The following is a 23265-nucleotide window of genomic DNA, read 5'->3' as shown; positions in this document are numbered from 1 at the left end:
GTGTTATAGAAGATTTATATACTTATGCTACGCTGCGATACTCTTCTTCTTGTTCTTTTTTATGTTTAGGTGCTTGAATTAAAATTGCGATAATGAATGACACGACACATAATACACCAATCACCATGAACGTTGGTTTGAATCCACCCAGAAGTGCACCGATAAAGGAACCTGCAAGCGCCCCAAATCCAAATCCTTGATACACAATTCCATAGTTCTTACTATGGTTTTTCATACCGAAGAAATCACCAACAATAGCTGGGAAAATAGTGATATTTCCACCAAAGCAAAACGCTACACTTGCTACACATACGAAGTAAATACCATAATTTAAATCTACAAAACCTAGAACTAAAACTGAACTCGCCATAACAACAAAAGTACCAGTAACGATTTTTAAACGACCAATTTTATCCGATAACGGTCCTAAAATAATACGACCTAATGTATTAAAGATTGCAACCATAGCCACCGCATTAGCTGCTGTTGCTGCGCTAAGTCCCACAAGTTGAACACCAATGTCTTTTACCATACCAATTAAGTATAAGCCACTCATACATGATGTAAATAACATTATAAATAATAAGTATACTTGTTTTGTGCCTAACATTTCTTTCGTTGTGTATTCCTTAGTTTTTGTTTCATGAACTGCTCCTTGATCTGCGGCTTGATGGATTAAACAAGCACCAATTACAATCATAGCTGTAACAATTAAACCCCAGTATATAAATGCTTGCGATACACCAACTGATTCAATCAACTGTGCGTTAACATATTTAAAAATTAAGCTACCTGAACCATATGCAGAGACAGAAATACCAGCAATTAAACCTTTACGCTCCGGAAACCACTTTATTAAATTTGATAGTGAAGTGATATATGCTGTACCATCTGCATAACCTACAACAACTCCTGCTAGTACATAAAGCAATATTAATGAGGACGCTTGTGAACTAAGTATTAATCCTAGTCCTAATGCTAATCCAGCTATCATAATAAGTTTACGAAGTCCCCATTTTTCTTGCAATTTACTCGCAAATAAAGTTGAAAATGCTAAAGAAAGACTAGTAATTGAGAAAGTTATCGCAACAGCGTTAAGACTCCAACCATATTTACTAACTAAAGGCTGATTGAATAAACTCCATGTATATATCGTTCCAAGCCCCATCTGTACTATAACTGTGCCAAGAACAACAAACCATGGATTAACAGTTGATTTTTTCATACCTTTCCGCCTCCTCTTTCTATTTCAATGCTATTCGCTAAATTTACTTTTTTTATGTTCATTTTGGTCACCTCTTTTGATTTAACACCTTCATTGTATAAGATGTTTCCGCCTATGTAAGCACTTACAAGATAGAGCGTCAAAAACATGGAATCAGTTACAGAAAACGAAGGACGAAATACAAAAAACTACTGATTAAATACATAAGTAGCTTTTATAATGTTTAGCTTCAATACAACTTACAACTGTTTTATCATCTTCTTTTATAAAAATTATGTCTCATGTTATACAATTGCTAAATTAAAATTTCCCTTTACAAGTAGAAAAAATTTTTATACTTCGATGTACCTTATTTTTTATAAAATCACAAATTTTTTTCCAATAAATAAAACTAAATATTCACTAATATATCTATCCGTGGTTTAATATATATAATAAAAAATATTTCTGTCTTTAAGGAGGTACTATGAAAGCAAACGTAGGGGATACTATACTTTTTCAACGAAACAATTTAAAGATTACAGGATCTGTACTAAAACTTTATACTGAATCGGTCTTAGTTGAAATTACAAATGTAAGCGGTGGTACTTTTGAATTTGATCGAACAATTGTAAATCATAAAAACTATAAAGTTTTAAATACAAATACATAAAACAATACAAAATAGCCCCTGCTCAACAGCAGGGGCTATTTTATATAAAAATATTTCACTAGTTTATATACCCTAAAACATTAACAATCTTACTCGCTTTTAAATTGTTAATATGATAATAAATTTCTAAACCTCTTCTCTCTGCTCGTAACACTTTACCCTTCATTTTTGATAAATGTTGTGAAACAGTAGATTGCGGAATATTCAGTAACTCTGTTAATTGTGTTACATTACAAGTTTTTCTCGTACTTAATTCATTTACAATTTGCAGGCGGATTGGATGCGCCATAATTTTTAAAATATCTACATCTTCTTCTGAAACTAAAGTTTTTCTCATTTCACTCGTATATGTTGTCATAAGACATTCCCCTTTTATATGAATTCCATATTCATAAGATCTATTTCCAAATTTTTTAAAACCCTTGATTAAAACTTTCATATAGAAATAAAAGGATTTTAAATTTTTGAAAACAGAACTTACATTCACTTTATTTATTTGGTACATATACATAATACAATGTTAATATGTGCTCTATGTGAAGTTCGCATAAATTTGTGATGAAGATTTATTTAGCCACTCGCATCCTACTCATCTAATTACCCACTGCATAAAATCATCAGTTATTTTAACACATTTTAGGCGTTTGTATATACTATTTATAAAACAACTTTTATAAAGGGGAATTCATATGCCTACAGCGTTACAAGAAGAAGTCGAAGAAGCACGGGAAACATATGTCAGTCGTATCATCTTAGTTGGAGGATCCGCTTTATTTTTAGTAGGCGGAGTTATCTCGGCAATTTCAGCCTTTAAAACTTATAATCGTTTAGAGAATACGCCGCCTTCTACAGATAATTCATAGATATTTTATAAAATAAAACGTCGTCTCCAATGAAGAGACGACGTTTTATTATTCATACATATGACACTAAAAGTATCGGTAGGTTCCCTACTCCATTTTCTAGGCTTACTTCACCACAAACCTAGTCTGACTACACCCATCCTTCTGCTTCGTTACTTCTAATACAGCCGGCATTGCGTTTTTCAGCTCTTGTACGTGTGAAATGACACCGATAAATCGGCCTGATTTTTGTAAGTCAATTAAGGCATCTACTGCTTTCGTTAATGATTCTTCATCTAATGAACCGAACCCTTCATCGATGAACATCGTTTCGATGGAAATACCACCTTCATATGCCTGAATTACATCTGCCATTCCTAGCGCTAAGCAAAGTGATGCGTTAAATTTCTCTCCGCCAGATAATGTTTTTACATCACGTGTTTGACCAGTGTATGCATCGTACACATCTAATCCTAATCCACTTTGACGGTTTCTCTTTTCAACTCGCTCACTTCGTTTTAAATAAAATTGTCCATTTGATAATTTACGTAGTCGTTCGTTTGCGATTTGAACAATTTGTTCTAAATACTCAATTAGGATGTAACGTTCAAATGATATACGACTTTCGTTATCACCTTTCATTACTTCATATAAATCAACAAGTTCTTGGAAGGCTTTTTCTTCCTCGTGAATTTGTTCGTCAATACGTCTAATGTTTTCATGTAAATCAGAAATATATGTTACCGCATTTTGCGCACGTTGACGTTTTTCTTTAATGATATCGAGATTAATTTCTAGTTCTTTTATGTGTTCACCTAAAGATGTAATATCCATATACTCTTTATCTTTTAATTCTGAGTTTAACTCTTCGATTTGTTTTGCAAGCACTTCAAGCGATGAATAATAACCTTGAATTTCTTTTTGTAACATCTCCATCTCGGCATCGCTTAATTTGGCTTCTTTATACGTGAATTGATCTGTAAACCCACTTTGTTCTAGCTCTTTCATAAAGCGTGCGAAAGTCTCTTCTTTCTTTAATTTTGCACTTTCAAATTGATTAGAAGCACCTTTTTGTTCAGCTTGAATACGTATATTTTCATTTTGCCAATGCTGATACGCTTCCTGCACTTTCTTCCATTCGTCCTCCAGTAACCTAAGTTCCTGCATAGCTTGGTCAAACTGTACTTTCCAAGCTTGTACTGTTTGTAAGCTTTCTGGAATATTTCGTTTATCATGTTCATATGACGTACGAAGTTGCATACACTCCATTTCTGTACGGTGCTGCATTGTTTCCATTTCTCGTTTTTGTTTCTGAAGTTCTTCTATTTTTTCTTCTACGCTTTTCATGTTCGCAGCAATCTGCTTACGTGTTTCTTCACTTGCTTTTAACGTATTCACGTCTGCAGCTAATTGTTTTCCTTTTTGAACAAGTGCACTATATGTTTCAGCTAATTTTTCCGAATTGTAGCCGCGCTTCACAACTTCTTCTATCACTTGTTCATATTGTAGTCGATAGAAATTCCATTTCTCCTCTACTTGCACATGTAATTTTTCAGCAATGTTCTTCTTATCTCTTAAATCGTTTAACTCTTTTTCATCGATCGCATTACTTTGCTCTGTAGCTTTTTGTGGATGATTCGTACTACCACATACCGGACAAGATTCACCGTCATGTAAATGAAGAGCTAATATACCAGCTTGTTCACTTAACCAGCGGCGCTCCATGTTTTCATATGCACGAACTGCCACTTGCATTTTATTAGTTGCCGCTTCTTTTTCTTGCTCGAATTTTTGTTTTTCTTGCCAAACATCATATGCTTGCTTTAAAACTTTTGCATCTTCTCGCATATTCGTTAGTTCTTCTACTTTAGCTACATATTGCTCAAGTGCTTGTTCTAATTGCTGCAATTCATCAGACATTCTCTGTTTTTGGTTTGTATGCTCTTCTAGTTGTTGATCTAACTTTTGCATACTTTCTTTTAATTTCCCTATTTGAATTTCGGCATTTTGTAAATTCAGCTTTCTCTCAGCTAATGATTCAATGATTGCTTGTAACTCTTCTAATCTTTGAACAAGTTTTTTAGCCTCTTCTCGTTCAGCTTCTTTATTCTTTACTACTTCATACTTCTCCTTAGCAAGTTCAAAGCTGTTCATTATCTGTTCTTGTTTGACAATTATCTGTTTTAACAAACTTTCAACTTTCTGCTCATTTTCCATCGCTTCTTCATACCATTGTTCAAATGGTAATAAGCGCTTTGCTTGTTCCGCACGTTTAAAGGATTTTTCTTTCCTTTCAATTGCTGCACGGTTCTCTTGTAAAGTGTTATATTTCTCATTCTTTTGTTGTAAATCTATAAATTTCTCATTTATAGATTTTGCTGCATGAAAACGTGTTTCTGCATCCTTTAATTGCTTCGTTTGAACATCTTGTTCTACTTGTAATTGCTCAACCTCTGCTTTATACACGGTTGTTTCTTGTTCTAACGCTTCTACTACTTGATGCGTATTTACATGTTCTTGTGCCACTAATGTCTCTAATAATGCTCCATCACGGATTGGTAATTTAAAAACATTACGGAAATAGAGCTCTCTCTCTTTTTGTTTTTCTTGCAAGACATCTTTCCATTGTTTTCTCTTTTGATCAAGTAACTCACGCATTAATTTATAACGATCCGTTTTAAAAATACGACGTAAAATCTCTTCTTTGTTTTCCGTCTCAGATGTTAATAGTTTTCGGAATTCCCCTTGGGGTAACATAACAATTTGGCTAAATTGATGTTTACTTAACCCAATTAAATCTTCCACTTTTTTGTTTACGTCTGTTACATGAAAACGATCGACGGCTGGAACGTTTTCTCCATCAATAACTTCATATAATTCTACTGCATGTCCTGTGATCGTCTTGTTCCCTTGTTTTTTATGTCCAAGTTGTCGTTTTATTTCATAGCGTTTCCCTTTTAACTGAAAGGTTAGTTCAACACTTGTATAAACATTATCATCAGCAAATTGACTTCGAAGCATGCTCGTATCACTACGTTCTTCTCCACTAGCCTCACCATATAACACATAACAAATCGCATCAAAAATCGTTGTTTTTCCAGCTCCTGTATTCCCAGAAATAGCGAAAATACGATGTTCTCCAAGATCTTCAAAATCGATTACTTCTTTCTGTTTATATGGCCCGAATGCTGTCATAATAAGCTGAATCGGTCTCATCCTCGTTCACCTTCCCGTTCTTGCACTGTTTGTAATACATCTATAAATAGGCGTTCTTTCTCTTCTGATAAATCTAACCCTTTCATTTCTTTATAGAAAGCCTTTAAAAGAGATAAATCATCCGTTTTATGTCTTGAAACAGTTACTTCATTTGTATCTGTGAGTTCTCGCCTTTGCATCGCTCTTTCAACGTGCATTGCATTTGGATATACAGATCGTATTTTCTCCATCGGCTGTAAGACAGGGTTTTCGTCTAATAATTTTACAAATACGTAATCTTCACTTACTGGGTGCTGTAATAATTCATCTATTTTCGCTTCTACTGTTCGCATTTTACGACGTGGTGAAAGTAACCTTTTTTCAATTGCTACTTCACCGGTTTCATTCATTTCTACAATGTAATAACCTTTTTTATGTTTCTCTTCAGAAATAGAATAGGCAAGTGGTGAACCAGAATATCGAATCGTCTCATTACGTACGAAATGCGCTTGATGTAAATGTCCAAGCGCTGTGTAATGAAACTTATCAAAATAATGACTATTTACATATTCAGCACCACCAATTGAAAGTGGTCGTTCTGCATCACTTGTATTCTCCTCCGCTTCTCCTGAAGAAGTTATAAATGCATGTCCAACAAATACATGTCTAGCTTCTTTATCCATCGTTTCAGAGAGCTCATTCATAAAAATGCGCATCGCATCATCATGAGAACGTACGTCTTCATTTTTCAACACGTGCCTCACTATGCTTGGGTCTGCATACGGTATTAGATGGAAGTGAACCTCTCCATATTCATCATTTAGTACGACAGGTTCATACGGGAATTGAAATTGACCTACAATATGTAATCCCTGTTTTTTCATTAAACCACTTCCAAAATGGATACGATCCGGACTATCATGATTACCAGCTACTGCAATAACTGGTGTTTGTAATTCAATAACTATTTTTTGCAGCACATCATTTAATAAGTCTACTGCTTCTGTAGGTGGAATTGCTCGATCATATAAATCCCCTGCAATAATTACGGCATCTGGTTTTTCTTCTTCAACCGCCTGTACAAACTGATCTAATACAATCTTTTGGTCTTCAGTCATATACACGCCATGAACAAGCTTACCTAAATGCCAATCCGCTGTATGAAATAACTTCATATTTTTCTACTCCTTTTAATTTACTGATTTTAGTGAAACGAGTTGATAGTTTATTGTAGTTTTTCCGTTCTCCCACTCTAGCTTCAATATCGTTGCACTTCCAATTCTTTCTTCATTTGATTTATATAAAGGCAATATTTCTTGAATTGTAAATAAGTGATAACCATCCAATATTAATTGAAATATATTTTCTTCAATATGTAATCTTACTTCTTTTTCATTTGAAATAATTTTTGTGTGCATCTCAAATTTCATGATAGATACAACCCCTTTTTATAATCTCTACATTTTAATAGTATAGTGGCTATGCAAGATTGACAAGTACATACACAGCAAAGTACACACTTTTCTATTGTTATATACTTCATGTATTTTATATAAAATACGGTATGTGAAATTTTATATTTTCTCCAAAATAAAAATGCCTATTATGACATCTTTATTTTTGTATAAAGTCTTTCATTACATAATATAAAACGGTAATTAAAACGATTGCGACGAAAAATGAGAACACTGCGACAATGTACCCATCTTTATTTAATAAAATACAGAATGAAATAGATATTATAAAAATCGGAAATACGAGACGTACTTTATCCTTCACTTCTTCTGTCGTATCTGTATGATGAAAATACTGCGTTATTCCTATCATTAAAAAAGACAAAATAATAACCGACAATAGTAAAGGTCCTGGCATTCCGATTTCTCCTTTCTCTATTTCTAATTCAGTGTAAAGTTTTTTATTACAATTGTACGATTCATTTTTTCTTCAAACACTCTTTTTAGAATTGATAATGAACAATTCACACCTATATAATAGCGTTTTTATCATTATAACTTCAAATAATTACACTTACAGTAATGTTGTAATATTCCCCCTTAGTCTCTGAAATCCTGCAAAGATAACTCGTCAAAATATGCGGTGACCAAATTAATATTTACCGTCAACTTTTGACAAAATTTATAAAGGACATTTCAGTACATATCAAGAATTAAGAATAAGAAGATATGTAAGGGAGGATGCATTATGACTGAACACGTTTTATTTTCTATTAGTGAAAACGGCGTTGCAACAATTACTTTAAACCGTCCAAAAGCACTTAATTCTTTATCTTATGACATGTTACAACCTATCGGACAAAAACTTAAAGAGTGGGAACACGATGAGCGTATTGCACTTATCGTGTTAAAAGGTGCTGGCACAAAAGGTTTTTGTGCAGGCGGCGACATTAAAACTCTTTATGAAGCGCGTTCCAATGAAGTGGCATTGCAACATGCAGAACGTTTTTTTGAAGAAGAGTATGAAATTGATACATATATTTATCAATATACAAAACCGATTATTGCTTGTTTAGATGGAATTGTAATGGGCGGTGGTGTCGGTCTTACAAATGGTGCGAAGTATCGCATTGTAACTGAGCGTACGAAATGGGCAATGCCAGAGATGAATATCGGCTTCTTCCCAGACGTCGGAGCTGCATATTTCTTAAATAAAGCACCTGGATATACAGGACGCTTCGTTGCTTTAACAGCATCTATTTTAAAAGCTTCTGACGTATTATTTATTAATGCTGCTGATTACTTTATGACATCTGATTCATTACCAGAGTTTCTTACTGAACTTGAAAGTGTAAATTGGCATAAAGAAGATGATGTACATACTAATTTAAAAGAAGTTATTCGTACATTTGCAACTGCTCCAAACTTAGAAAGCGAGCTGACTCCTTCATTAGAAGCAATCAATTCACATTTTGCTTTCGATACAATTGAAGAAATCATCCATTCATTGGAGAAAGATGAAAGTTCCTTTGCTCTAAAAACAAAAGAAACACTGTTATCAAAATCCCCTATTTCACTAAAAGTAACCTTAAAACAGTTTATTGATGGACAAGATAAATCCGTTGAAGAATGCTTCGCTACGGACCTTATACTTGCTAAAAATTTCATGAGACATGAAGATTTCTTCGAAGGAGTACGCTCCGTTGTCGTTGATAAAGATCAAAATCCGAATTATAAATATAAACAGTTAAGTGACGTTTCAGAAGAAGATGTGAATCGTTTCTTTAACTTACTTAATGCATAAAATGAAACTGTAATGCGTGGGTGTTTTGTTCATCCCCCACCTAACTTCTTTGCTTCAGCTAAATCTTGTGCGGTGGAAATCTTACTACCCGCAAATAGCGGGATAAAATCGAGGCTATATAGTAGTGTAATTACAGCTACTATATAGCCTTTTTATTTAATGATTTTTAATAAAATTTAATTTTATTAAATACACTTTTGTGCTACACTGATTTTAATCAAATATTCTAAAAATAAAAAGGAGGGACGGCTATGATAGAAAATTATCTTCTTTTCATCATTATGTCTATTTGTCTTATCATTTTACCTGGTCCAGATACAGCAATGGCTACGAAAAATACATTGATTGCCGGTAAAGTCGGTGGAGTAAAAACAGTGTTCGGTACATGTATCGCGCTATTAATTCATACTTTAGCTGCTGTAATTGGTCTTTCTGCACTTATTGTAAAGTCAGCTCTTTTATTTTCTATTTTCAAGTACGTTGGGGCTCTCTATTTAATATATATCGGTATTAAAGCCCTTTTAGCAGTAAGAAATAAAGAAGGCGTAGATACAAATGATATATCTTTAAATAATGAAAACAAACATACTTCTTGCTTTCGCCAAGGATTTCTAACGAATTTATTAAATCCTAAGATAGCAGTCTTCTTTTTAACTTTTTTACCGCAATTTTTAAATCCAAATCATAATACATTTATTCAACTTCTTGTAATGGGCCTTACTTACCTCGTTTTAACCGCCTTTTGGTTTGCGTTTTATATATTTTTAATTGATAAAATTAGTGCTTTTATGAAAAAACCGAAAACGCAACGTTATATTCAAGGGCTAACAGGAATCGTCCTAATTGGATTTGGTGTTAAACTAGCTTTTGAAAAAAGTAATTGATAAAAACGAAAAACACCACTATTAATAGTGGTGTTTTTCATTTCACAACTAATTTGACAGTCTACTCTTTATTAAAACCAGCGCTCAGTTACAACTTTTTTACGTGTATAGAATTGAACGCCATCTGTACCATTTGTACCTAAATCACCAAAGAATGAAGCTTTATTCCCTGCAAATGCGAAGAATGCCATTGGTGCTGGAACATTTACATTTACACCAATCATACCAGCATCGATGTTATCACGGAATGTTTGTGCATGTTTACCATTTGACGTATAAATAACCGCACCATTTGCAAATTTAGATTGATTTGTTAGTTTAATACCTTCTTCTAAATCTTTAACACGTACAATGCTTAATACTGGAGCAAAAATTTCATCTTGCCAAATTTTCATTTCTTGATTCACGCCATCAAAGATTGTCGCACCTACAAAATAACCTTCTCCAACTTCTTCATTAATTTTACGGCCATCTACTAATAAAGTTGCCCCATCTGCTACACCACTATTAATATAGCCTAAAACACGCTCTTTATGAGATTCACGAATTAATGGTCCAACATAGTTATCTTCGTTAAAGCCATCGCCTACTTTTAATTTTTTCGTTTCTGCTACTAATACATCAATGAATTCATCAGCAATTTCATCCACTACTGCTACTACTGAGCATGCCATGCAGCGCTCTCCACTACTTGCAAATGCAGATCCAATTACACCTTGTACTGTTTTCTCAAGATTGCAATCTGGCATTACAATCGCATGGTTTTTTGCACCCGCTAACGCTTGTACACGTTTTCCGTGTTTCGTACCTGTTTCATATACGTAACGAGCTACTGGCTCAGAACCGACGAACGAAACAGCTTGAATATCTTTATTTTCTAAAATGCTATTTACAACATCTTTTCCGCCTTGTACTAAATTTAATACGCCTTTTGGGAAACCTGCTTCATAGAATAATTCTACAAGTCGCTCCGCTAAAAGTGGCGTTCTTTCCGATGTTTTTAATACGAATGTATTACCGCAAGCAATTGCAAGTGGGAACATCCATAACGGAATCATCATTGGGAAGTTAAATGGCGTAATACCAGCAACAACTCCGATTGGGTAGCGCCAAATTGATCCATCAATTCCACTAGCAATATTCGGCAGCGCTTGACCCATCATTAAATTAGGTGCCGATGTTGCAAGTTCCACTGCTTCAATACCACGCTGTACTTCACCTGTTGCATCCGTTAGCGTCTTACCATTCTCTAGCGTAATGATTTTTGCAAGCTCATCTTTGTTTTCTTGTAATAGCTGTAAATATTTATATAAATTTCTTGAACGATTCGGAACTGGTACTTTAGACCACGTTTCGAATGCTGATTTTGCCGCTTCAACAGCTTTTTCAACATCTTCTTTTGGAGATAGTGGAACGTAAGCGATAATTTTTCCAGTCGCTGGATTTGGAACTGCTTCTACTTCCGTACCTGTCGATTCAACCCACTCACCGTTAATGTGATTTTTTACTCGTTTAATTTCAGTTGTAATCATTGTATTCTCTCCTTTGTATAATTTATTTTTGATTAGAAATTAATTGCTCGCTAACTTTCTTATATAAAGCAGCCATATCGTTTTCACCATATCCAGCTTGACTCGCTTCGTCATATACGTTTAATAACATTTCGCTTACCGGTAAATGGAGTTCGCTTTCCTTAGCTAAGTCAACTGCAAATCCTAAATCTTTCTTCAATAAGTTCACAGTAAATCCTGGCTCGTAGTTTTCAGGTGCTATAAAACTTTTAAAATTACGTTCATAAATTCTACTTTGACCGTAACTTACATTTAAAATATCAAACATTTTATCTAAATCCATATTGTTCTTTTTCGCTAATGTTAAAGCTTCACTCACTCCAGCTGTATAAAAACCAATTAATAAGTTATTAATTAACTTAACAGTTGTACCACTATCAATCTGCTCACTAACGTGGAAAATGTTCGCGCCTAGTACGCCCATGATAGATTCCGTTTTCTCATATACCTCTTTTGATCCACCAACCATAAACGTTAATGTACGGTTTTCGGCTCCGATTACTCCACCACTCACAGGTGCTGCTAAAAAGTCTACTTTCTTTTCCTTTGCAGCTTCCTCTAATTGTTTGTTTAACTGCGGCGATACCGTACTTGTATCAATGAAAACTACATTCGAGTGACCATTTTCAAATAATCCTTCTGCTCCAAAATATACCGCTTCAACAGCACGAGGAGAAGGTAAACTTGTAAAAACTACATCACATGTTTCTGCTAGTTTTAAGATTGATAGACCGATAATTCCGCCTTCTTTTTCAAAGGACGCTTCTGCCTCTTTATTTAAGTCCACGCCATATACTGTGTAACCTGATTTAACTAGATTTTTTGACATCGGAAGACCCATGTTACCTAAACCGATAAAACCAATCTTTTTCATATCGCTTTCCTCCTATTTACACAATATATTTCCCACGATTTATAATAGCTTTCGCAATTTCTCTCTTCTTCATAAATACGTTCGTGTATAAAGGTACTAATAATTGACGGATTTCAGCTAAAATCACATGTCTATCTTTTTCTTCTGTGACAGCCGCTGAAAGTACAGAAATCGCCGCTTCTTCTACTTTACGATATCCTTCTTCACAAATAACATCCGTTATTTGTTGCTTCGTACGTTCTTTTTCCTCACCATTTTTACTTACTGCTTTTCTCGTACGTAAAAACGCTGATTCCATGACGTACACGTCCGTCAACATATTTGATATTACACGTGAATATTCTTGTTCTTGGTCGATTTTTAGACTTGGAGTTTTAGAGAGCGTTTTCAAAGATTGTTTCAACAATTTTTTCGCTAATAAAATGTAACGATGGTTTCTTTCGACATTTGCTACATCACTTTCTACTTCAGTATCTTCTAATTGTTCGATTTGCTTCATTAACATTTTGGCAACTGTTAATCTATTAATTTCGTTCGTTCCTTCAAAAATACGACTAATTCTAGCATCACGATACAATCGTTCTACCTCGTACTCTTGCATATAACCGTAACCACCATGAATTTGTACAGCTTCATCTACAATATAAGCAAGTGTTTCAGAAGCATTTACTTTATTTAGTGCACATTCAATTGCAAATTGAGACATTTTTTTCATAAGATCTTCATCGCTCTCATGAATTGCTTCATCAATTACACCTGCTGTACGGTAAGCTGCACTTTCGGCTCCATATGTAGCAATGATCATATTTGCAATTTTCTCTTGAATCATCGTAAAGTCTACTAATTCCGTTTGGAACTGTTTTCGCTCTTTTCCATATTGAACCGACAAACCAATTGCTTGTTTTGCTGTTCCAATATTTCCAAAAGCAAGTTTAAGTCTAGCAAAGTTAAGAATATTAAGAGCTACGTGATGCCCTTTCCCAACTTCCCCTAAAACATTTTCAACAGGGATGACAACATCTTCTAAAATAAGAGTCGCCGTTGAAGAACCTTTAATACCCATTTTCTTTTCTTCTAACCCAATGGATACACCTTCACATGTTCTTTCGACAATAAATGCTGTCATTCCTTTATTTGTCTTCGCAAAAACAACGTATACATCTGCCATATGAGCATTTGTAATCCATTGCTTCTCACCATTTAACTTCCAAGCTGTTCCCTCTTCATTCAATACTGCGCTCGTTTTTGCACTTAATGCATCCGAACCAGCATTTGGCTCAGTTAAAGCATAAGCCCCAATCCATTCTCCCGATGCGATTTTTGGTAAATATTTTTCTTTCTGTTCTTTCGTTCCGTAATATATGTAAGGCAATGTACCGACACCAGCGTGTATATTAAATGAAACGCTAAATGCACCAGCGTAACCCATTTTCTCTGCTACAAGACCTGAGACAGCCTTTCCTAACTCGAACCCGCCATAATCTTCTGGTACCTCAATGCCTAATAATCCAAGTTCCCCAGCTTTCTCAAATAATTGACGAGAAACTTTATAGTTATGTTGTTCAATATTCTCCATTTGTGGAACAATTTCTTGTTTAACGAATTGTTCTGTCGTTTTTGCGATTAAATCTTCATCACCTGAAAAATCTTCTGGTGTAAAGTAAGTATGATTTATATCTTTATTGAGTGAAAAAAATTCATCCCATGGTAACTTCGTTTTCTCCATATGTATCCCCCTATCATTCGGCTTTCATAGCTTTTTGCTTATGCTCGTCTACGATGAGTGGAATATCTTTTTTTGAAAATAGAAGGCGATGATTTTTCACATCAAGCATTTTATTTTGCCAAAGATGTATTTTCATCGCCTTCACTGCTTTATCTATTGATCTTCTGATAATACTGTTTTTGCAATACCAGTATCTAACTCTTCAAAGTCATGATATGAAATTGTTTCGTATAATTCACTTCTCGTTTGCATATTAGAAAGTGCATCTTTTTGAGAACCTGTTTCTTTAATCAAAGTAAACACATTTTCATACGCTTTCGCTGCAACGCGAAGTGAAGTTACAGGATAAATAACCATTTGGAAGCCCATATTCGCAAATTCCTCTGCACTATAATATGGAGTTTTTCCGAATTCAGTCATATTCGCAAGTAAAGGTGCATTTACCTTACTATTAAATAGACGGAATTCTTCCTCTGATTGAAGCGCTTCAGGGAAAATTGCATCTGCACCTGCTTTTACATATGCATTTGCTCTTTCAATTGCTTCATCTAACCCTTCAACGCCGCGAGCATCAGTACGTGCTACAATGTATAAGCTCGGTGCAACTTCTTTAATTGCTTTAATTTTTTGAACCAATTCTTCTGTAGTAACAAGTTTCTTACCATTTAAATGTCCACATTTTTTTGGTAATTGCTGATCTTCAATTTGGACAGCTGCTACTTTCGCTTCCATCATTTCTACAGCTGTTCTCGCTACATTTAGTACACCACCAAATCCTGTATCAATGTCAACAAGAACAGGTAAGTCTGTAGCTCTTACTAAATCTCTTGCTCTCTCAGCCACTTCAGTAGACGTCACGATACCTAAATCTGGTAACCCTTTACTTGCAGTATAAGCAGCTCCGGATAAATAAAGAGCTGAAAAACCTGTATTTTTTGCAACTAAAGCCGCCATTGCATCATGAGCACCTGGAATTTGCAAAATTTCATTTGCTTCTACTAAAGCTCGGAATCGATTCGCAAGCTCCTCTTGTGTTGACTGCTTTTTCACAACCCAAGCCATTCTAAATTCCCCCTATTATTAAATTAAGAATAGATCTACAAATTCGTTTACATTCATATTTTCTAGTTTTTCTTCATTTAAACAAACTTCATGAATTTGTTCTTGTTGCTTACTAGAATAATGGCCTGCCATATTTGCAGTGAACTTTTGAACAACTTTTGGGATTGCTTCGTCTCTACGGAAACGGTGACCAAGTGGATATTCACATTCCACATTTTCTGTTACTGTGCCATCTTTAAAGTGAACTTGAACAGCGTTGGCGATTGAGCGCTTGTTCGGGTCAAGGTAATCTAAACTGTACTGTTTGTTTTCAACAACAACCATCTTATTACGTAATTCATCTACACGTGGATCGTTTGCTACTGCATCTTCATAATCGTCTGCAACGATATCTCCTTTTAATAAACCAATTGCCGTAATGTATTGTAAGCAATGATCACGATCAGCTGGGTTATTTAATGGACCTTCTTTATCAATAATACGAATTGCTGATTCATGAGTTGTAATTGTAATACGGTCAATTTCATCTAATCTCTCTTTAATTTCCGGATGCAACTTCACTGCACATTCTGCAGCCGTTTGTGCATGGAATTCTGCTGGATATGACACTTTAAATAATACATTTTCCATTACATATGACTCTAGTGGTCTTGCTAATTTTAATTCCTGTTTATTGAATAATACATCTTGGAATCCCCATCCTGGTGCAGATAGGGCTGTTGGATAACCCATTTCACCTTTTAGAGCAGTCATTGCAAGATGAACACCGCGGCTCGTTGCGTCACCTGCAGCCCATGATTTACGTGAGCCCGTATTTGGAGCATGACGATATGTACGAAGACTAGAATTATCAATCCACGCATGTGATAATGCATTAAAGATTTCTTCACGTGTTCCGCCAAGCATTTTCGCAACTACTGCAGTTGTTGCTACTTTTACATATAATACATGGTCAAGACCAACTCTGTTTAAGCTGTTTTCTAAAGCGAGCACGCCTTGAATCTCATGTGCTTTAATCATCATTTCTAATACTTCACGTACTTTTAAAGCTTCTTTTCCTTCTGAAATACGAACAAGGCTAATATAATCTGCAACCGCTAAAATTCCGCCTAAGTTATCAGATGGATGTCCCCACTCTGCTGCAAGCCAAGTATCGTTATAGTCTAACCAACGGATCATACATCCGATATTAAATGCACCTTTTACTGGATCTAGTACATAAGACGTACCTGGTACACGTGTACCATTTGGCACGATTGTTCCTGGCACAACTGGTCCTAGTAATTTCGTACATTCTGGATATTGCAGTGCTAAAATTCCACATCCAAGTGTATCAAGTAATACGTAACGAGCTGTACTGAATGCTTCTGCACTAGTAACCTCTTTATTTAATACATAATCGGTAATCTCTTCTAATAATGCATCTTTTTGCTTAATTTCATTTGTTTTAATCATGCTATCCTTCCCTTTCTGTCGAAAATTCGTTATTATTAATGATGGGTGTCGGTCAAACACCCATCTGGCGGGCGGCGCTAACAACTCCCCAGTTGTTCTTATTTACTAAGTACATGTCGCTCGCCAATATAATTTACACGTGGACGGAACAAACGATTATTTGCATGTTGCTCAATAACGTGCGCACATAACCCCACTGTTCTAGAGCTAAAGAAGATTGGTGTGTAAAGTTGAATTGGAATACCTAGCATCCAATATACTGGAGCTGCATAATAATCAAGATTTGGATAAATTCCTTTTTCTTTTTCCATAATCTTTTCTCCAGCTTCACACATTTCATATAGTGTATAATCACCTTTTACATCACATAACTGTTTTAAAGCTTCCTTCATCATAAGTGCTCTTGGATCCATCTTCTTCATATAAACACGGTGTCCAAAGCCCATAATTTTTTCTTTGTTATATAGTTTCTTCTGTAATAACTCTTCAAATTTCTCAACATTACCAGCTTCTAAAAGCATGTACATAACCGCTTCATTTGCACCGCCATGTAAACTTCCTTTTAAAGATGCAACTGCACCTGTTAAAGCACCGTATAAATCTGATTGTGTTGATGCAATAACGCGAGCTGTAAATGTAGAGTTTGGCATTTCATGCTCACTATATAAAACAAGGGAACGATCAAAGATCTTTTCCTCAAGTTCAGTTGGTTTTTTACCAGTTAACATATAGAAGAAATTCGCACTATAAGATAATTCTTTAAGAGGTTCAATTGGCTCCTCATTATTTAAAATATGATAGCTATTCGCTACAATGTTTGGCACTTTACTTAACAGCTTGTACCCTCGGCTTTTATTCACTTCTAACGAGCGGTTTTCGATATCATTATCGTAACCAGCTAACGCTGACACACCTGTACGTAATCCATCCATGGGATGCGTCTCTTTAGGCAATGCCTTTAGTACGTTGAATACACCTTCTGGTACTGCATATTCTGCTTTTAGTTTCTTTTCAAGTGTTGCTTTTTCATCTTCATTCGGTAGGTGTTCCTCCAATAAAAGGTGCACAATGTCTAAATACTCTTTTGTTTTTGAGAGTTCGATTAAGTCATACCCTTGAATTACAATTTCACCTTTTACTGTGTCAAGAAACGAAATTTTCGTCTCCGCTGCCACTATACCATCTAATCCCGGGGAAAATTTTTCTTCAGCTTTCATCATTATTTCCTCCAATCCTAATAGATCTTCGTGCACATAACTGTAAGCCTTTACAATATTGTGAAACTACATTTCTACTTCAATGTATCAGAGTTTTTAGAAGATTTCAATTTATTTTATAATGATAAGTTTCCTACACTTTTCTTACTGTAACAATACAATTTTTTGAAAATAATTCTTATGTTTTATAAAGAAAGAATAGACTTCTTTGCGTATTTTAAAAAACAAGATATAAAGATTTTTCATATAACACCGCCAAATATACAATTATTCTAATTTTATTTGAGAAATAAAAAAAACGAGCTATACATAAATACAGCTCGTTACTATATGATATTTATTTCACTATCTCTTAAATATAATTTTTATATAAAACTTATTCATTTTTAATAAAGTTATTATTTTACATAATTAAATTGAATTTCTTCCATTTCCTCATGATAACTTACAAATAAATCATAGTTTTGAAAATACCAAAGATCATCACAATCTACAAAAAATATAATACCTTCCTTCTCAACTGACACTATTTCTCCATCTGGTTTCTCAGCAACAACCCCTAAAGAATATCCGGGCTGAATTGAACTATCCCCTCCGTACCTTACAGTAAAACGTACAGATTCACCGTGCTTTATACGTAATTCTTCCTGGAACCATTGCAGAGCTTTACGATCAATTGAAATTTCCATCTTTATTCCTCCAGTTTACACAAACTCTTTTTTTCCTAATCGTTGTTTTACAAAGAAGACGAAAATAATTAAGGCTATCAATGCTGAAATTGCACTCCCTGAAAATAAAATACGATAACCAAACATTTGTGAAACAACTCCAAGTACAATAGCACCTAACCCGATTCCTAAATCAAACGCTGTAAAAAATGAAGCATTTGCAACTCCTCTTTTACTCGGATCGACAATTGTAAGCATTGCCGCTTGCAAAGCTGGCTGCGCTGAACCAAATCCAATACCGTATAATGTTGCTGCGATAATTACACCTATCAAACCATTTGAAATAGTTAAAACAACTATAGCTAAAATAGTAATACATAATGCTGGGAGTATGATGAATACTTCTCCATACTTATCTAATAGTTTCCCTGAAATTGGTCTTACAATTGTTAATGCAATTGCATATACAAGAAAGAAAGTTCCCGGATTTACATGAATTGATGATGCAAATAACGGTAAAAAGGTTGTTATTCCTCCATATGCAAACGATAAAAAGAATACTACAATCGTGATTGTTAATACGGATTTCTCAAATAGCTGAATTTTTCCTTTTTCTTTTTGTAGCGTAAATGGCATCTTCGTTATTAGTGATAATACGACTGCCATAAAAGATAACAACGTCGCTAATAAAAATAGACCATTAAATGAATAATTTTGCACAACCCATAATCCAATCATAGGTCCGATGGCCATTGCAATTGTCATCGCCATCCCGTACCAGCCCATTCCTTCTCCACGGCGTGAATCTGGAATAATATCAGTTATTGCTGTTCCAACAGCTGTTGTAGAAACAGCCCATGTTACTCCGTGAATAACACGTAAAACAGCTAAAAGGACAATAGTCGATGCTATATTATAGGAATACATCGTTAATCCAAAAAAGATAAGTCCGAAAATAATAAAGGATCTTCTACCATATTGATCTAGCATTCCTCCAATAATCGGTCGTATTACTACAGCAGCTATCGTAAACATCCCCATCATGAGTCCAACTTGCGATTCATTGCCACCTATCTCTTTAATAAAGAGCGGTAGCGTTGGAACAAGTAAATAAAATCCTGTAAATAAAAATAACATTGCGAAAGTCATTTGAATAAGTGATTTCGTCCATAATCGTTCCATAAAAATACCGCCATACACTCGTAAAATATTACGATTAACAACCTCATTGTACATTTTATTGATCTCTTTTCCCTCCGCAAATAGACGTATCTTTTCATATTAAATAGTCCACCATCAGCTTACATTAGTCTTAAGACTTTGTACGCATGTTTTAAACGAAAGTCCTATATATGTACCTTTATACGTGTGAAAAGAATATACTAATTTATTAACACAACTTAGGAGTGAATATTTTATGTGGGTATCATTAAGAGTAACTGCCGTAGTTCCTTCGACTCCTGGGATACATGTTCCTGCAGTTCATACAGCTAGCTCCGATGTAGGAATTGAACTTCCCGCAACTTGGCAACAATATCAACTTCCCGGTCAAGTTACCCCCTCATTTTGGCATCATGGTGCACACCCAAGTAGTACTACCATTTATAGCCATAGTTATCCTCCACTACCTCCGACTCAAGTCTTTTATCAGTTCCCTTCAATTTATTTCCAAAATTTTCATGGTACGTTTAACATTTAATAGCTATCACTGTATTACCCTACATCTTAATAAAGCGAACCTTTAATCCAGTTTCAACATAAAAAGTCGAATTTCTTAAATAAGAAATTCGACTTTTTTATTGTTTTCCAAACGAAAGTAACCGTTAAAGAAAGACATTTATTAAAGACTTGAATATAATTCCCTCTTATTTAATGCTTTATGTAATCCATTACAGTTAGTCCCTTTCCGGAATAACCCATACGTACAATCATTTCTCTCTTTACGTTACATTTCACATAAACTACATTCACTCTTTTTCTTCTATCCGGCCCTTAACATAAAATTTTCTATAGCAAAATGAAAAAAGCACTTAAGATTGTAAATTCCCACAAATCTTAAGTGCTTTTTTGAAAACTTTTCTATAAATTTTTCTTATTGTCCATTATTGGCAGGAACCTCTCCTGCATTTCCACCATTATTTGGTTGTACTGTTGCAGGTGGGGTTGGAGTTCCTTGACCTCCATCATTATTCGCTGGAGGTGTCGTTCCTTGGCCTCCTCCGCTATTTGCTGGAGGTGTCGTTCCTTGGTTTCCTCCGTTATTCGCTGGAGGTGTCGTTCCTTGACCTCCTCCGTTATTCGCTGGAGGTGTCGTTCCTTGGCCTCCTCCGTTATTCGCTGGAGGTGTCGTTCCTTGGCCTCCTCCGTTATTTTGTTCATTTTGTTTCTTTTCTTCTTCTTGTTTCTTTTGCTCTTCTAGTTTCTTTTGTTCTTCTTGCTTCTTAAGTTCCTCTTGTTTCTTTTGTTCTTCTTGTTTTTTCAGTTCTTCTTGTTTCTTTAATTCTTCTTGCTTTTTCTCTTCTTCAGTTTTTTGCTGTTGATCTTGTTTTGGTTGCTCCGTTGTATCCGGTACGCTAGTATTTGGCGATGAATCACGTTTTTCACCTTTTATACGTAGCTCACTACCTTCTTGAATGACGCTACTTGGCATTTTAAAGCGTGATTTATCTGTAGCCATTTCGCTCATCATTTCTTTAAAGATCAACTGTGCAATTTTCGTATTTTTACTACTAATATACTCGTCTTTGCCATCTTTCATATACCCAGTCCATACTGCCATCGTATATTGCGGTGTATATCCAGCAAACCAACTATCACGAGTTGCACTTTCTGGAATTTTATATTGAGCTAATTGTTTTGATGAGTAGTTTGTCGTACCCGTTTTTCCAGCTACATCTAAAGATGCTACATTTGCAGATGTACCAGTACCTGATCTAACTACAGAACGAAGCATATCTGTAATCATATATGCTGTAGAATCTGTCATAACTTGTTTTGGTTTTTGTCCAAAACTTTGTGACTTACCATCTGGATAAACGACTTTCTTAACAAAATGCGGTTTCGTATATTTACCATCATTACCAAATGCCGCATAAGCGCCCGCTATTTCAGTTGGTGATACTTCATTTGTACCAATCGCTGTTGATTCAGTCGGTGCTGCATTAAATGTAATGCCTAATTTCTCAGAGAAGTCTTTTGATTTATTAATTCCGACTTCTTTCGCAGTCTTAATTGCTGGGATATTTCGTGACTTTTCTAATGCTACACGCATTGTAATTGGACCCATGTGACTTCTATCTGAATTTCGTACTTCTTGTCCCGTTGAATACTTAAATGGAGAGTCATCAATTTGATGGTACGTAGCCCATTTTAAATATTCAATTGCAGGAGCGTAGTCGAAAATCGGCTTCATCGTTGAACCAGCTGCACGATCTAATTCAATTGCCATATTGTGCCCTTTAAATACAGCTTTATTTTCTCCACGGCCACTACCTATAGCACGAACTTCTCCTGTTTTCGTATCCATAAATGTAAATGCACCTTGGAATTTATCGTTCGGATAATCAATGATATTATTATTTAAAATATTATCAGCAAGTTTCTGTGCTTTCGGATCTAACGTTGTATAAATTTCTAAACCGTCAGAACCTATATTAGCATCTGGCAATTCTTTTTCTACTTCTTTCACAACTGCATCCATAAATGCAGGATATGGCATTGTTTGTAGTTGAGTTGCAGGCTTGAGTCCCTTTTCTACGTCAACTTTTGATGCTTCTTCCATTTCCTGTTTTGTTATATATCCATGTCGATTCATTAAGTTTAGAACAACATTTCTTCTTTCTGTTGCTTTTTGAACATTTTCTTTTTTCGTTGGATCATAGTTATTCGGTGCTTTCGGTAAACCTGCAAGCATCGCAACTTCTGGTAATGTTAAGTCCTTCAATTCTTTACCATAGTAGTTTTGTGCTGCTGTTGCGATCCCATATGAACGGTTTCCTAAGTTAATTTTATTTAAGTACATCTCTAATATCTCATGTTTTGAATACTGTTGTTCTAGCTTATAAGCTAAATATATTTCTTGTGCCTTACGCTTTGGTGTTTTGTCCATTGATAAGAAGTAGTTTTTAATAACTTGCTGTGTTATCGTACTTCCACCTTGAGAACCATAATCTCCTTTAAGACTTACTAGAACAGCACGGGCAGTACCTTTAAAATCTACTCCGCTATGCTCATAAAAACGTGAATCTTCTGTCGCTAAAAATGCATTTTCTACTAATTTAGGTATTTGCTCATACGTAACATTCGTCCTTTTTTCTTTTCCATATTCATATACCAAATCCCCGTTTTTATCATAAATTTTTGAGGATAACGGATTAACAAGTTTTGCTTTCTCAAGTTTTGGTGCATCCTTAATCATTACAAAAAAGGTAGCAACCCCCGCCACTAAACCAACAATACCAAGTAATAAACAAGTAATTAAAAACTTGCGAAAGAATGATGTTTTACCTTTTGGTTTTTGTGTTTTAGACGCTGGCTGTTTTTTCTTTTTAACTTGTCGTCGTTCCTCTCGAGAACGATAATTTTCTGACATGTTACTTTCTCCTGCCTTTCAATTCTCCCGTTGATTTACTTAAAA

21 protein-coding genes are annotated in these 23265 nt (G+C 35.0%); 5 read left to right on the top strand and 16 right to left on the bottom strand.

Translation table 11 applies throughout. The features are described 5' to 3' along the window. Window positions 1–22: 22 nt before the first annotated feature. Complete coding sequence (locus AC0ONG_RS10265; RefSeq protein ID WP_136996586.1) at window positions 23–1225, bottom strand: L-lactate MFS transporter; 1203 nt, start codon at window positions 1223–1225, stop codon at window positions 23–25. Window positions 1226–1691: 466 nt separating this feature from the next. On the opposite strand from AC0ONG_RS10265, the gene AC0ONG_RS10260 reads away from it, so the two are divergent. Continuing rightward, window positions 1692–1877 carry a YkvS family protein gene (locus tag AC0ONG_RS10260; protein WP_000646793.1) on the top strand — a complete coding sequence of 62 codons (186 nt, stop codon included), beginning with the start codon at window positions 1692–1694 and terminating at the stop codon, window positions 1875–1877. A gap of 58 nt (window positions 1878–1935) precedes the next feature. Here AC0ONG_RS10260 and AC0ONG_RS10255 read toward each other — a convergent pair whose 3' ends face one another. Then, entirely contained in the window at window positions 1936–2235 is a 300-nt protein-coding gene (locus tag AC0ONG_RS10255) for an ArsR/SmtB family transcription factor (RefSeq protein ID WP_000214801.1), read from the bottom strand. 331 nt (window positions 2236–2566) lie between these two features. Here AC0ONG_RS10255 and AC0ONG_RS10250 point away from each other — a divergent pair, with 331 nt between their 5' ends. Next, window positions 2567–2740 carry a hypothetical protein gene (locus AC0ONG_RS10250; protein WP_001141667.1) on the top strand — a complete coding sequence of 58 codons (174 nt, stop codon included), beginning with the start codon at window positions 2567–2569 and terminating at the stop codon, window positions 2738–2740. Between the two features lie 105 nt (window positions 2741–2845). On the opposite strand, the gene AC0ONG_RS10245 is transcribed toward AC0ONG_RS10250, so the two are convergent. From AC0ONG_RS10245 to AC0ONG_RS10230, 4 genes are all read right to left on the bottom strand, one after another. Next, window positions 2846–5935, bottom strand: a complete 3090-nt coding sequence (locus tag AC0ONG_RS10245; RefSeq protein WP_001247460.1) for an AAA family ATPase — start codon at window positions 5933–5935, stop codon at window positions 2846–2848. Beyond that, the gene (locus AC0ONG_RS10240; protein ID WP_153599051.1) at window positions 5932–7089 is read right to left on the bottom strand and encodes an exonuclease SbcCD subunit D; all 1158 of its coding nucleotides are present in this window, start codon (window positions 7087–7089) and stop codon (window positions 5932–5934) included. Before AC0ONG_RS10240 ends, AC0ONG_RS10245 begins: the two co-directional genes overlap by 4 nt. A 15-nt stretch (window positions 7090–7104) precedes the next feature. Beyond that, on the bottom strand, window positions 7105–7344 hold the full coding sequence (locus tag AC0ONG_RS10235; RefSeq protein WP_000667344.1) for a DUF2584 family protein: 240 nt from the start codon (window positions 7342–7344) through the stop codon (window positions 7105–7107). A gap of 184 nt (window positions 7345–7528) precedes the next feature. Further along, window positions 7529–7786, bottom strand: a complete 258-nt coding sequence (locus AC0ONG_RS10230; RefSeq protein WP_001119404.1) for a hypothetical protein — start codon at window positions 7784–7786, stop codon at window positions 7529–7531. Window positions 7787–8116: 330 nt separating this feature from the next. On the opposite strand from AC0ONG_RS10230, the gene AC0ONG_RS10225 reads away from it, so the two are divergent. Both AC0ONG_RS10225 and AC0ONG_RS10220 read left to right on the top strand, forming a co-directional pair. Then, window positions 8117–9172 carry an enoyl-CoA hydratase/isomerase family protein gene (locus AC0ONG_RS10225; protein ID WP_000134894.1) on the top strand — a complete coding sequence of 352 codons (1056 nt, stop codon included), beginning with the start codon at window positions 8117–8119 and terminating at the stop codon, window positions 9170–9172. A 251-nt stretch (window positions 9173–9423) separates the two neighbouring features. After that, entirely contained in the window at window positions 9424–10056 is a 633-nt protein-coding gene (locus tag AC0ONG_RS10220; protein WP_000572346.1) for a LysE family translocator, read from the top strand. A 71-nt stretch (window positions 10057–10127) separates the two neighbouring features. On the opposite strand, the gene AC0ONG_RS10215 is transcribed toward AC0ONG_RS10220, so the two are convergent. The 9 genes from AC0ONG_RS10215 to AC0ONG_RS10175 all read right to left on the bottom strand — a co-directional run bounded on the left by AC0ONG_RS10215 (window position 10128) and on the right by AC0ONG_RS10175 (window position 19811). Then, window positions 10128–11588: a CoA-acylating methylmalonate-semialdehyde dehydrogenase gene (locus AC0ONG_RS10215; RefSeq protein ID WP_000633362.1), complete on the bottom strand. Its 1461-nt coding sequence runs from the start codon at window positions 11586–11588 to the stop codon at window positions 10128–10130. Window positions 11589–11610: 22 nt separating this feature from the next. Further along, window positions 11611–12501, bottom strand: coding sequence for an NAD(P)-dependent oxidoreductase (locus AC0ONG_RS10210; RefSeq protein WP_000719402.1), 891 nt, complete (start codon window positions 12499–12501; stop codon window positions 11611–11613). 16 nt (window positions 12502–12517) lie between these two features. After that, complete coding sequence (locus AC0ONG_RS10205; protein ID WP_000416004.1) at window positions 12518–14227, bottom strand: acyl-CoA dehydrogenase family protein; 1710 nt, start codon at window positions 14225–14227, stop codon at window positions 12518–12520. Between the two features lie 13 nt (window positions 14228–14240). Continuing rightward, window positions 14241–14363, bottom strand: a complete 123-nt coding sequence (locus tag AC0ONG_RS10200; protein ID WP_000690878.1) for a hypothetical protein — start codon at window positions 14361–14363, stop codon at window positions 14241–14243. Between the two features lie 17 nt (window positions 14364–14380). Then, a complete protein-coding gene (gene prpB, locus AC0ONG_RS10195; protein WP_000312638.1) occupies window positions 14381–15289 on the bottom strand; it encodes a methylisocitrate lyase in 909 nt (302 codons plus the stop codon). 18 nt (window positions 15290–15307) lie between these two features. Then, window positions 15308–16744 carry a 2-methylcitrate dehydratase gene (prpD, locus tag AC0ONG_RS10190; protein ID WP_000598120.1) on the bottom strand — a complete coding sequence of 479 codons (1437 nt, stop codon included), beginning with the start codon at window positions 16742–16744 and terminating at the stop codon, window positions 15308–15310. Window positions 16745–16842: 98 nt separating this feature from the next. Further along, window positions 16843–17964 (bottom strand): citrate synthase, encoded by a 1122-nt coding sequence (gene mmgD, locus AC0ONG_RS10185; RefSeq protein WP_002082827.1) that lies wholly within the window; start codon window positions 17962–17964, stop codon window positions 16843–16845. 395 nt (window positions 17965–18359) lie between these two features. Next, on the bottom strand, window positions 18360–18650 hold the full coding sequence (locus AC0ONG_RS10180) for a HesB/YadR/YfhF family protein (RefSeq protein ID WP_000406140.1): 291 nt from the start codon (window positions 18648–18650) through the stop codon (window positions 18360–18362). A gap of 15 nt (window positions 18651–18665) precedes the next feature. Beyond that, complete coding sequence (locus tag AC0ONG_RS10175; RefSeq protein WP_014894774.1) at window positions 18666–19811, bottom strand: MFS transporter; 1146 nt, start codon at window positions 19809–19811, stop codon at window positions 18666–18668. 235 nt (window positions 19812–20046) lie between these two features. Between AC0ONG_RS10175 and AC0ONG_RS10170 the strand changes: the two genes are divergently transcribed. After that, on the top strand, window positions 20047–20328 hold the full coding sequence (locus tag AC0ONG_RS10170; RefSeq protein WP_000270164.1) for a hypothetical protein: 282 nt from the start codon (window positions 20047–20049) through the stop codon (window positions 20326–20328). Window positions 20329–20721: 393 nt separating this feature from the next. Here the strand turns inward: AC0ONG_RS10170 and AC0ONG_RS10165 are convergent, their stop codons facing one another. Then, a complete protein-coding gene (locus AC0ONG_RS10165; protein WP_001293953.1) occupies window positions 20722–23220 on the bottom strand; it encodes a transglycosylase domain-containing protein in 2499 nt (832 codons plus the stop codon). Between the last annotated feature and the right edge of the window lie 45 nt (window positions 23221–23265).

The sequence above is a fragment of the Bacillus sp. TCT6 genome, from assembly GCF_056033845.1.
The sequence above is the reverse complement of the archived record's forward strand: the minus strand, read 5'-3'. Positions and strand labels throughout refer to the sequence as shown.